At 65.3% G+C, this 11968-nt stretch carries 11 protein-coding genes; 3 read left to right on the forward strand and 8 right to left on the reverse strand.

The window, feature by feature from the left end; all coding sequences use genetic code 11:
* Positions 1-224: hypothetical protein (locus ACX80Z_RS09945; RefSeq protein WP_459315774.1), on the forward strand; the 224-nt coding region annotated here is incomplete at its 5' end.
* A 274-nt stretch (positions 225-498) separates the two neighbouring features.
* Here ACX80Z_RS09945 and tyrS read toward each other — a convergent pair.
* The 4 genes from tyrS to ACX80Z_RS09965 all read right to left on the reverse strand — a co-directional run bounded on the left by tyrS (position 499) and on the right by ACX80Z_RS09965 (position 5365).
* Positions 499-1839 (reverse strand): tyrosine--tRNA ligase, encoded by a 1341-nt coding sequence (gene tyrS / locus ACX80Z_RS09950; RefSeq protein WP_019483385.1) that lies wholly within the window; start codon positions 1837-1839, stop codon positions 499-501.
* 13 nt (positions 1840-1852) lie between these two features.
* Complete coding sequence (locus tag ACX80Z_RS09955; protein ID WP_459315775.1) at positions 1853-4105, reverse strand: HelD family protein; 2253 nt, start codon at positions 4103-4105, stop codon at positions 1853-1855.
* Positions 4106-4181: 76 nt separating this feature from the next.
* A complete protein-coding gene (locus ACX80Z_RS09960; RefSeq protein WP_237715310.1) occupies positions 4182-4733 on the reverse strand; it encodes an adenine phosphoribosyltransferase in 552 nt (183 codons plus the stop codon).
* Positions 4730-5365 carry a DNA-3-methyladenine glycosylase gene (locus ACX80Z_RS09965; protein ID WP_459315776.1) on the reverse strand — a complete coding sequence of 212 codons (636 nt, stop codon included), beginning with the start codon at positions 5363-5365 and terminating at the stop codon, positions 4730-4732. Before ACX80Z_RS09965 ends, ACX80Z_RS09960 begins: the two co-directional genes overlap by 4 nt.
* A gap of 94 nt (positions 5366-5459) precedes the next feature.
* Here ACX80Z_RS09965 and ACX80Z_RS09970 point away from each other — a divergent pair, with 94 nt between their 5' ends.
* A complete protein-coding gene (locus ACX80Z_RS09970; RefSeq protein ID WP_459315777.1) occupies positions 5460-7058 on the forward strand; it encodes an AlkA N-terminal domain-containing protein in 1599 nt (532 codons plus the stop codon).
* Entirely contained in the window at positions 7055-7600 is a 546-nt protein-coding gene (locus ACX80Z_RS09975; RefSeq protein WP_459315778.1) for a methylated-DNA--[protein]-cysteine S-methyltransferase, read from the forward strand. The genes ACX80Z_RS09970 and ACX80Z_RS09975 overlap by 4 nt, the downstream gene beginning before the upstream one ends.
* Here ACX80Z_RS09975 and ACX80Z_RS09980 read toward each other — a convergent pair.
* The 4 genes from ACX80Z_RS09980 to ACX80Z_RS09995 form a co-directional block, all read right to left on the reverse strand.
* Positions 7573-8448, reverse strand: coding sequence for an SRPBCC domain-containing protein (locus ACX80Z_RS09980; RefSeq protein WP_019483391.1), 876 nt, complete (start codon positions 8446-8448; stop codon positions 7573-7575). The genes ACX80Z_RS09975 and ACX80Z_RS09980 overlap by 28 nt on opposite strands.
* A gap of 61 nt (positions 8449-8509) precedes the next feature.
* Positions 8510-9271 (reverse strand): maleylpyruvate isomerase family mycothiol-dependent enzyme, encoded by a 762-nt coding sequence (locus ACX80Z_RS09985; RefSeq protein WP_459315780.1) that lies wholly within the window; start codon positions 9269-9271, stop codon positions 8510-8512.
* Between the two features lie 53 nt (positions 9272-9324).
* Positions 9325-10761: an argininosuccinate lyase gene (argH, locus tag ACX80Z_RS09990; protein WP_459315781.1), complete on the reverse strand. Its 1437-nt coding sequence runs from the start codon at positions 10759-10761 to the stop codon at positions 9325-9327.
* 2 nt (positions 10762-10763) lie between these two features.
* Positions 10764-11966 (reverse strand): argininosuccinate synthase, encoded by a 1203-nt coding sequence (locus ACX80Z_RS09995; RefSeq protein ID WP_019483394.1) that lies wholly within the window; start codon positions 11964-11966, stop codon positions 10764-10766.
* Positions 11967-11968 lie beyond the last annotated feature (2 nt).

Below are 11968 nucleotides of genomic sequence, written 5' to 3' on the forward strand. Positions count from 1 at the left end.
ATCAAACTCTCCGTAAATGCATTACAGACACGCACCCACCACCAGGAAAAACCAGTAAACAGGCACGCGCAAAATTCGAAACCAGCCAAAAACAACCACACAACACCACGGAGGTGATGCTATGCAGCCAAATTCAACCAATCAATAAAACAATCGGTATCAACAAACATGGCACACTATTGAGTTCTCAAATAACAGGCGCAATTCGTATTATCTGTAAATAATCTTTCTATTTACATTTCCTCGCTGCGACTTATCTAAAGTTATTCCATCCGCATTCTCTTTGTCAAATCCGCGTTATTTCCGGATTTCGGCAAAAACAACCGAATGAGCCGACGAAAAGTTGAGGTAATTCTGGCTTCTGTGCAAAGCACACGCCGGAGCTACCTGTAAATTTTCGAAGGGGGTGGTTGCCACTCAGCGGCGGCAACTCATGAAACATTACACGTGGATCTAGGTGCACGCAAATCGTCCTGCTGCACGCCTGAACCAGGTGGTTTAGGCGGGTGCGACGTCCACAGTAGCGAGCGTCCGTTTGCCCCGGCGAAGGACCAGGTACCGCCCATGCAGGAGCGACTCGGGGCCCACAACAGTGTCAGGATCCTGGACTTTGGTGTTGTTCACGTAGGCACCCCCTTCCGAGACGGTGCGTCGTGCGGCTGAGTTACTTGCCGACAGCCCGCTGGCCACCAACAGATCAATAATCCCCAGACCAGCAGTCGACACAGTGGCAGTGGGTAACTCGGCAATTGCAGACGACAGGGTGGTCTCGTCGAGTTCCGACAGTTCACCCTGACCGAAAAGCGCTGCGGACGCGGCAATGACCTTCTCTGTTGCGTCCACGCCATGCACCAACGAGTTCACCTCGAAGGCAAGCGCGCGTTGCGCCTCCCGCAAGTGCGGCCGTTCGTCGGCAGCGCGGCCCAACGCTTCGATTTCCTCACGGGATTTGAACGTGAACACCTTCAGCCTTCCCACCACATCAGCGTCGGCGGTGTTGAGCCAGAACTGGTAAAAGGCGTACGGGCTGGTCAGCTGGGCATCGATCCAGATGGCGTTGCCCTCGCTCTTGCCGAACTTGGTGCCATCCGAGTTGGTAATCAGCGGCGTCCCGATAGCGTGGACGCTCTTCCCCTCGGCACGCCTGATCAGGTCCGTGCCGCTGGTCAGGTTGCCCCACTGGTCTGAGCCGCCCGTCTGCAGGGTGCAACCGTAGCTGCGGTAGAGCTCCAGGAAATCCAGGCCCTGCAGAATCTGGTAGCTGAACTCGGTGTAGCTGATCCCGGCGTCGGAATTCAGCCGCGCACTGACGGCGTCCTTGGCGAGCATGGTGCCCACCCGGTAGTGCTTCCCGATTTCACGCAGGAAATCAATAGCACTCAGGGGTGCCGTCCAGTCGAGGTTGTTGACCATCCGGGCAGGATTGGACCCGGTGAAATCGAGGTATTTCTCGACCTGTCCCCGCAGCTTCTCGACCCACTCCGCCACCGTTTCAGGAGTGTTGAGTGTCCGTTCGGAGGTGGGTCGCGGGTCACCGATCAAACCGGTGGACCCCCCAACCAGGCCGAGCGCACGATGGCCGGCGAGCTGTAGCCGGCGCATGGTGAGGAGCTGCACCAGGTGTCCGAGGTGCAGGCTCGGTGCAGTCGGGTCGAAACCACAGTAGAAAGTCACCGGGTCCCCCGCAAGGGCTTTTTCGAGCGCTTCCTCGTCGGTGGACACATGAATCAGTCCACGCCACTTCAGTTCCTGCCACACATTGGCGAAAGCTGGGTCGTTGCGCTGGGCGTTCAGGAGTTCGGCGAGGCCGTGGTCTGTGGTTTCTATTTGCTGGGACACAGACTCTAAATTATCAGTCCTCGATGCCCGCCGGTATTTCGCCCGTGGCAATCAGGCGCAGTCGCTGGGTAGGTCGCGTCATCGACACGTACAGGTCGCCGACACGGATGGACCGTGGGTCGAGCATTTCCGCTGGTTCCAGCACCACGACGCCGTCGAACTCCAGCCCCTTCGCCTCCCGGGGACTCGTGACCACAATGTCCTGACCCATGCTGCCCGCACCGAAGCCGATCCGCTGACCGTAGACTCCGGTCAGAGCGGACCGCACCTCCGCCAGGAGCCGCTCGGGGGCAATGATGGCGAGCAACCCGCCCTCCACCGCACTGAGTTCTTCGGGAAGAGCCTGCAGGAGCGCCGGAATCAGTTCAGGAACCCGGTCCACGATCGGGGCCCACCGGCCTTCTCGGACAGCCTTGGGTGCCGAGACCACCAGGCCCGCGGCATTGGCCATCCGGGCCGCCGCCTCGGCAATCTGCGCCGGTGTGCGGTAGTTGACGGTGAGCTCTTCGAGCTGCCACCGCTCCCCCACGAACGGTTCAAGCGCCTGCTGCCATGAATTGGAGCCCGCGGCCGAACTGGTCTGGGCAATATCACCCACAATGGTGAACGATTTCAGGGGGCAGCGGCGCATCAGCACCCGCCACTGCATGGGGGATAGTTCCTGGGCCTCGTCGACCACAATGTGGCCAAACGCCCATGTCCGGTCGACTGAGGCGCGTTCAGCTGCGCTCAGCCGGGCTTCGGTGACTGCATTGTGGTCCGCAAGGTCTTCAGCGCTGAGCACACCATCGACCCCTGAATCCGCGAGCGACTCGTTGACATTCTCGAGGGTTCGTTCGGCGTTTGCCAGGTCGCGGCGACGCTCCTGGTCCCGGGCCGCTGTGTCCCGACCCGCTGAGGGATCGAGGTCGCCGAGCAGTTCGGCTGCCTCGTCCAGCAACGCCACGTCGGCTTCGGTCCACGGTGCACCTGCTGGTCGGGTGAGGTGGCCCACCTCCGCGTCGCTGAAGCTAGGGGCTGCAGCGGCAAGGATGCCGGGCTTGGTCAATAGTTCAGCGACGAATTTCTCTGGGGTCAGCGGCATCCAGGCCAGGTTCAACGCGATCCGGACGTCGCGCGAACTGCGCACGTCTTCTGCCAGGTAGGACCGGTCAGCGGTATTGCCGGCGCCCGACGATTCCTCAAGCTGCTCGGTGAGTTGTTCGGTCAGCTCGCGCAGGAGGATCTTGACGAACGTCACCCGGGCTTCGTTATGGGGTTTCCCGGTGGCCCGGGCGCGGTCGCGTGCCTTGCGCACCTGCCGGGGGGAAAGGGTCAGGATGGTTCCCTCGACATTGAGACGCTTGTCCTGGTCGGGGACCCGTTGGCGGTTCGCCAGGGCTCGCTTCAGCACCTCGATCATCTCCAGACGGCCCTTGATCTCTGCTGCTTCCTCGGTGGGCTCCTGAATGGCAGTGATGCCGGGCATCAGGCTGCCGATGCTCGCCATCACCACGCCGGTTTCACCCAGCGACGGGAGCACCCGCTCAATGTATTTCATGAACGCGTTGGTGGGTCCCACCAGGAGGACGCCAGCCGACTTCAGCCGTTCACGGTGCGTGTAGAGCAGGTAGGCGGCGCGGTGGAGCGCAACAGCTGTCTTGCCGGTTCCCGGGCCACCCTGTACGACGACGACGCCCTGCAGCGGCGCCCGAATCACCCGGTCCTGTTCGGCCTGGATGGTTCCGACGATGTCGGACATTTGTCCGGTGCGCTTGGAATTGAGGGCGGCGAGCAGCGCACCCTCACCCTGGAGTGATTCATCTTCGGTCAGGAGGGCTGCATCCAGCACATCATCTTCAATGGCAAGGACGTTCCGTCGGGACAGAATCAGGTGACGACGACGACGAACGCCCATCCGCTCGAAAGCGGTCGCCTGGTAGAAGGTACCGGCTTCGGGTGCACGCCAGTCGACCATCAGCTGTTGCAGGTCCTCGGTGGACAACCCGATCCTGCCGATGTACCGCTCATCCCCGTCGTCAAGGTCCAGCCGGCCAAAGACGAGCCGGTCGTCGACGGCGTTGAGCTGGGCCAGCCGATCCTCGTACATCGTGGCGAAAGCGTCGCGTTCGGACCGGTTCTGGTGGGAGCCGGCCGACAGGGAACGGCGCACCTCTGCCAGCTGCCCGCGCTTCTCGTCACGGAGTTCATCGAGCCGTTGGTAGAGTCCCGCCACGTAGCCGCGCTCATGGTCGAGTTCGTTACGGGCCGTGGATGTGTGATGCATTATGCGTTTCCCTCTCGCCAAAGGCAGACCGTCAATTCTACAGTGCAGCTGGCACTTTTGGCATGATCGGTGAATCCTATGAGGCCACCACCCTGTGCACTGGGTACTGCTGGACTTTCAGCCGTCCCTGCAACCCGGTGAGTTCCAGGACCACCGCGCAACCGACAACCTCGGCTCCGCACGATTCGAACAGGGCGGTCGCCGCGGCCAGGGTGCCCCCGGTGGCCAGCACGTCGTCGAGCACCAGCACCCGCGTCCCCGGGGCGACGTCGTCCTGATGGATCTCCAGCTTTGCCTCCCCATACTCGAGGCTGTAGGACTCGGAGAGGACCGGCCGGGGCAGCTTTCCGGGTTTGCGGACCGCCAGCACTCCGGTGCCGGTCGCGTAGGCGACGGCGGCGGCCAGCAGGAATCCGCGTGCCTCAATCCCTGCGACGAGGTCGAAGGTGCCGGTGAAGGGTTTGACCAGGTCATCGATGACGGCACGGAATGCGGGTCCATCGCTAAACACCGGGGTGAGATCGCGGAAGCTGATTCCCGGCCGGGGAAAGTCCTGAACGGTCAGGCAGAGTTGTTCAACATAGTCCTGAGCTGTCGTCCCGGAGATTGTGGGCACTGAATTATTCACCCGTTAACTGTACGGGGTATACGGGGCTTCGCCGCGCGGTACCGCGACACGGTGGGGTCGTCGGTGAGCCAGTACCGCCAGGGATATTCACTGCCCCCGCCCACGCCGGCGACTCCGACGCGGGGGCCACTCGACACGAGGTCCGGGTCCACCCGTGCCGCAGGCAGGGCCAGGGTGAGGGGCGCCGCAAACAGGTCGGCACCGTCAAGTTTCCGGTTCAGACCAAGCGCCTGAGCCAGGCGGGCTGGTCCGCGGGCCAGGTCGACGTCGTGTCGTGGAGACTTCCGCCGTTCCCGGGCAACATCGAGCCCCTCGACGATTTCCCCTGCCCGCAGCAGCAACCCGGTTGCCTGACCTGCCTCGCCGCAGACCACATTGGCGCAGTAGTGCATACCGTAGGTGAAGTAGACATAGAGGTGGCCGGGGTTACCGAACATGGTGGTGTTCCGGGCCGTCTGTCCGCGGAACGCGTGCGATCCCGGGTCGTCGGCACCAAGATAGGCCTCCACCTCGGTAATGCGGACGGCAACGCGGCCGGTGTCGTCGTCGTGGGCCAGGGTGCTCCCCAGCAGCAGGGGCGCAACCTGGGTGGCGGGCAGGGCCAGGCGGTTTCTGTCGGGGGTCGCAGTCACGCACACGACGGTAGCAAACCCTGCAGCCACCCCACCCACGCTGATGTCCGATTTCCGCTAGCTCAGGGGCGGTTCAACCTGCAACGATGGGTGGATGGACTTCTGGCAGCAGTATCGGGCAATCGACTCGCGGGACGCGCGTTTTGACGGCCAGTTCGTCACAGCTGTGGCGACAACGAGAATTTACTGCCGGCCGTCATGCCCAGCGAGAACCCCCAAGCCCGCCAATGTGCGGTTCTACCAGACCTCGGCGGCCGCGCACCAGGCCGGGTACCGTGCCTGCAAACGGTGTCTCCCAGAGGCGGTCCCGGGCACCCCGGACTGGAACCTGCGCTCCGATGCTGCGGCCCGCGCCATGCGGCTGATCTCCGATGGAGAGGTGGACCGGACCGGCGTCACGGGACTGGCAGCGCGGCTGGGTTACTCAAGCCGCCAGTTGAACCGGATCCTGCATCAGGAGTTGGGCGCCGGCCCACTCGCCCTCGCCCGTGCCACCCGCGCCCAGACCGCACGCTCACTGCTCACGGCTACCGGCTTGAAGTTTTCGGACATTGCCTTCGCCGCCGGGTTCAGCAGTATCAGGTCCTTCAATGACACCGTGCAGGAAGTGTTTGCGCTCACACCTTCCGATCTTCGCGGCCGCGCGAAAGCCGCCGGCGACAACACCCCCGGCCGCCCGGCTGGTTCAACCCCGGCTGGTTCAACCCCGGCTGGCACCACCCTGGCGGGTTCAACCCTGGCGCTGACCCTCCCCCTCCGCGCCCCCTACGACCCCGGCATCTTCGAGTTCCTGCGGCTCCGAGCGGTCGACGGCGTGGAGCACGCAACCGATGGGGTGTACGAGCGGTTGCTGCAGCTGCCGGGAGGACAGGGCAGGTTCAGCGCACGCCTGACCACGGCGCCCAGTGGCGTGCCTGCGCTGGCTGTGACAGTGACCGTGGAGAAGTTGCCCGACCTGCCGGTGCTGTTGTCCCGGATTCGCCGGCTATTCGATCTCGACGCCGACCCGCAAGCCGTCGACGGCGTCCTGGGCGCCGACCCGCTGCTCGCCGACCGGGTGCGCCTCCTTCCCGGGATCCGGCTGCCCGGGGCCACCGACCCCCACGAGATTCTGATCCGCGCGCTCATCGGTCAGCAAATCACTGTCAAAGCCGCCCGGGGCACGCTGCACCGGCTCGCGGCGCTCGGTACCGCGTCGACGCTGGTCCCCCAACCGGGCGCCAGCACGCTCCACCGGCTCTTTCCCACCCCGGCTCAACTAGCCGACGGCGGCGCCGAGCTCCTCACCGGCCCGGCTCGACGTCGTGAAAGTATTCTGCGGGTCAGCGCAGCCCTCGCCGAGGGGAGTCTGCACCTTGGTGTGGAGGACAGTGTCGCCGACCTGAAACGCAGACTCCTCCCACTTCCGGGCATTGGTCCCTGGACCGTCGGCTATGTGGCACTGCGCGTGCTCGGTGCCCCCGATATCCAGCTGGACAATGACGCAGCCCTGCGCACCGGTTGGGCCGCCCTCCCGGGACAGACCGGACCGGTCCACCCGCGGCAGCTTTCGGCGGCCATGGAACGCTTCAGCCCCTGGCGCTCCTACGCCACCATGCACCTCTGGCGACTGGCTGCCAGCCACCCTGCGACCCGCACCCCCGCAACCCCCGCAACCCCCGCAACCCCACCAGTGAAAGCAGCAACCCCATGACCCTCGATCCCCCCACCGTGGTCCGGCAAACCACAGTCCTCACCCCTGACGGTCCGTTCACCATCCTGGAGCAGGGCGGCGTTGTGCTCGCGTCTGGCTGGACCTCGGAGCTGGCGGAACTGACCGGGCAAATCCATCCGACACTCCGTCCCACCGACCCACCACGTGAGGTGGCTCCCGCCGAGCTTGGGCCCATCGCTGCGGCAGTCGACGCGTACTACGACGGCGACATTACGGCGATCGACTCGGTGAGAGTGCAACAGGTGTCGGGACCGTTCCGCAGCCATGCGTGGGACATGTTGCGCACTGTCGAGCCGGGCCGGCCGGTCACCTACGCGCAGTACGCCACGCTGGCGGGCAATGCCGGCGCGGTGCGCGCGGCAGCCGGCGCCTGCGCCAAGAACGCTGCGGCGCTCTTTGTACCGTGTCATCGGGTGATCCGCACCGATGGCTCCCTCGGCGGCTTCCGGTGGGGGTTGGCGGTCAAGACCAGCCTGTTGGCCCGCGAGGCGGCTCACTCAGCGGCGGTGTTGGCCCGGTAGAAGTCCTCAAGCACTCGCAGTTTACGGACGCTGATGTGAGGGGTATCGCCGTCGATATCCACTCCCACCGCATCAAGATGGGCATGCCAGCGGGCCATCAATGCTGCGGTCTCGGTGGGGTCTTCCACCACATGTCTGACGGTGACAATGGTGGAAGAGCCGGCGGCCGTGAAGTCCACCTCCGCCTGCTCGACCCGCGGCTGCTGCGACGGATCCGCGGTCACCGCGTCCTTCACCCTGGGCAGGGTCGCCTCGAAGCGTCGATCGAAGTGGATCATGGTGACCCCGTCGGCGATCTCCAGTTCACCCATCGTGTGGGAGAGCTGGTATTTGGTGGCGTACGCGTCCCGTAACGCAGCCCAGTCCGCATCCGGGCCGGGCGTCCTGCCAGCAGCGATGGCGTCGAGGGTGTCCAGGATGAGTTGCCAGCCGGCAGCACCCTCGGTGAGGAAATCCGCGGTTTCCGATCGGACCCGCAACTGCAGCAGGGCACCGCCGGCGCAGTCAAGAACCCGCCATTCCAGGATTGATTCGAGCCCCATGTTGTCGTCCCAGGTGACCTGGAGGCTGGTGGGCGGGTTGAGTTGAAGAACAGTGCCGGTGGACGGGTCGCCGCCCATATCCAGCGCATATTCCTTTCCGAGTTCCCAGCCAGGTGTCAGCTTCCCAAGCCACTGGGCGAGCCGTGCCGGTTCGGTGAGAAGGTTCCAGATGTAGGAGCGCGGGTAATCGAACTGCCGGTCGAACGCCAGCACATACCCGTCCCTCAACCGTTCAACACGGCCCAGCGGCTCGGCACGGTGGGACGCCGATTCGCGCTGCAACTCGCCGGTGAGTTGGGATTCCATGCTGCCTCCTGGGACAGGATGCTCCCAACCTACAGCAGGCACCTACCGTTCCGGAAGGGTGTTACTGGGGCGAGACCGCTGCCGGCCAGGGTCCCAGCTCCGGCAGGTCAACTGTGTCGGCGTCTTCGGCCGCATCAGTGGCTTCCAGACCACCGACGGGTTCGCGACCCGCAAGCCACGCGGCGATGTCCTGCAATGCGCCGGTCACGACGACGGTGTGGGCGGCCTCCGAGGTGTCGTCGGAACCGGGCGCCTGGACTGTGATCGCTTCCTCGCCCATCGGCTGCAGCTTCAGGACAGTTCCCTGTGGGACGCGGGCTGCAAGGAAATCGATGAGGTAATGGCAGAAGCGGTCGCTCCAATCCCGGGTGGTGGTGCCGGCATCGAGGTCGGACGCGTGGATCACCAGCTCCCGCCACAGCGCCAGGGCCGCGTCGTAGACAGTCCCATTCCGGAAGGAGACTTTTGCCTCCCACTGGTCGCGGGCGTTCTCGAACGCGCCGACGGCGGCGTCAACCGCCGCCACCAGTGCTTCCTTCTGCTCGGCGGCCGGGCGCTGGGCCCTGGCCTCGATGGCCTGGACCCGGCCCTCGTACCCGCCGTCGTACAGCTCGATCAGGTTGCCCTGCATCGCATGCTCGACCTGCCGCTGCATGGCGCGCGAGATCCCCTCCGCGTGCGCGACTACGTGGGCCCGCGACCAGCCGGGCAACGCGGTAGGTTCGCCGAACGAACTGTCGTCGATCCCCTTCACTGTGGCCTTCAGGTCCTCACCGGCAACGGCGAGCCCGGCTGATACTTCGCGGATGAGATGCTCAATCACTGTGGGTCCTTATCGTCTGGCCCGGTCAACGGGCGGCTGCACTAGATCCTGTCCTAGAGCGTACCCCGCACGTCAGTCAGGAAGCTGGCAACGCCTGCCAGCTCCTGCCGGAGGGCCTGCAGCTGGCGCTGCACCGCCACCGGGGCCGTGCCGCCCTGGGAGTCTCGGCTGTTCAGGGAACCCTCGACCGTCAGGACCTCGCGGACACCCGGGGTGAGGTGCTGCGAAATGGACGCATAATCCGCGTCGCTGAGGTCCCACAGCTCCACGCCACGGCCCTCGGCCAGCCGGACGGCTGCACCGGAGAGTTCGTGGGCTTCCCGGAAGGGGACCCCCTGCCGGACCAGCCATTCGGCTACGTCGGTCGCCAACGCGAAACCCTGGGGTGCGAGGGACGCCATCCGTTCGGTGTTGAACGTCAACGTGGCGATCATGCCGGAGACTGCGGGGAGCAGCACTTCCAGCGTGTCGGTCGCGTCGAAGACCGGTTCCTTGTCCTCCTGGAGGTCACGGTTGTAGGCCAGCGGCAGCCCTTTGAGGGTGGCGAGCAGCCCCGTGAGGTTGCCGATCAGGCGGCCCGCTTTGCCCCGCGCCAGTTCAGCGACGTCGGGGTTCTTCTTCTGCGGCATGATCGATGACCCGGTGGAATAGGAGTCATGCAGGGTGACGAAGGAGAACTCCTTCGTGGCCCACAGGATCACCTCCTCGCTGATCCGGGACAGGTCCACCCCGATCATTGAGGCGATCCACGCGAACTCGGCGTAGACATCCCGCGCCGCCGTCCCGTCGATCGAGTTGTGGGTCGCCGAGGCGAAACCCAGCTCCGCCGCGACAGCCTGCGGGTCCAGCCCCAGCGAGGATCCCGCGAGGGCGCCGGAGCCATAGGGCGACACGGCCGCCCGTTTGTCCCAGTCCTGAAGCCGCTGCACATCGCGCAGCAGCGCCCAGGCATGGGCGAGCAGGTGATGGCTCAAAAGCACGGGCTGGGCATGCTGCAGGTGGGTGCGGCCCGGCATCGGAACCCTCAGATGGTCCTCGGCCTGTTGTACCAGCGCCTCAATGGTGGCCAGCACCCCGGCCCCGACGATCCGGGCGTGGTCCCGCAGATACATGCGCCCCAGGGTGGCGACCTGGTCATTGCGGGAGCGGCCAGCGCGGAGCTTGCCGCCCAGCTGGACGCCGGCACGTTCGATCAGGCCACGTTCCAGCGACCCGTGCACGTCCTCGTCCGATGCGGCGGGCGTGTACGCGCCGGAGCGGACGTCGGCGTCGAGGGCGTCGAGGGCGGCGAGCATGCCGGTGAGTTCATCGTCGTCGAGCAGGCCCGCCCGGTGCAGGACCCGGGCGTGCGCCCGGGACCCGGCAATGTCATACACGGCCAGGCGCCAGTCGAAGTGGGTCGACTTGCTCAGGGCGGCCAGCGCGTCGGCGGGTCCGCCGTCGAACCGGCCGCCCCAGAGGGCTCCCTCGTTGGTGGAGGCTCCCGCCATCGCTACTGACCCGCCCGCTCGTCGCGGCCGGAGGCCACCTTGGAGGACAGACCGAAGATCTCGATGAAGCCGCGGGCCATTGACTGGTCGAAGGTGTCGCCGGTGTCATAGGTGGCCAGGTTGAAGTCGTACAGCGAGGTCTCGGACTTGCGGCCGGTGACCGTGGCGCGGCCGCCGTGGAGGTCCATCCGGATGTCCCCGGAAACGTATTTCTGGGTGTCGTCGATGAACGTGTCAAGGGAGCGCTTCAGCGGGGAGAACCACTGGCCGTCGTAGACCAGCTCGGTCCAGCGCTGGCCGACGGTCTTCTTGAACCGGGCCTGCTCGCGTTCCACCGTGACGTTTTCCAGCTCGCGGTGCGCGGCGATCAGGGCCATGGCGCCGGGCGCCTCATAGATTTCGCGGCTCTTGATGCCGACCAGGCGGTCCTCCACGATGTCGATCCGGCCCACGCCCTGGGCGCCGGCACGGCGGTTCAGCTGTTCGATGGCCTGCAGGGGGGTGACTGCAACGCCGTCGATGGCGACGGGGATGCCCTCACGGAAGGTGATGGTCACCTCGTCGGCGGCCGGGGAAAACTCGGGCGAATCGGTGTACTCATAGACGTCCTTCGACGGGCCGTTCCAGATGTCCTCGAGGAAACCGGTCTCGACGGCGCGACCCCAGACGTTCTGGTCGATCGAGAACGGGTTCTTCTTGGTGGTCTGGATGGGCAGGTTGTGCTCCTCCGCGAAGGTGATGGCCTTGTCCCGGGTCAGGGCCAGGTCACGCACGGGGGCGATGCAGCGCAGGTCCGGGCCGAGGGTCTGGATGCCCACCTCGAAACGCACCTGGTCGTTGCCCTTGCCGGTGCAGCCGTGGGCCACCGTGGTGGCGCCGAATTCACGGGCGGCCGCCACCAGGTGCTTGACGATAACCGGGCGGGAGACCGCCGAGACCAGCGGGTAGGCGTCCATGTACAGGGCGTTGGCCTTCAGCGCTGGCATGCAGTAGTCGTTGGCGAACTCGTCGCGGGCGTCAGCCACGTAGGCTTCGACGGCGCCGCAGTCGAGGGCACGCTGGCGAATCTCCTCCAAGGATTCACCGCCCTGTCCAACGTCGACGGCGACGGCGATGACCTCGGCGCCGGTCGCTTCGGCGATCCAGCCGATGGCTACTGAGGTGTCGAGTCCGCCGGAGTAGGCGAGGACAATGCGTTCAGTCATGG

Source organism: Arthrobacter sp. TMT4-20 (assembly GCF_054510775.1).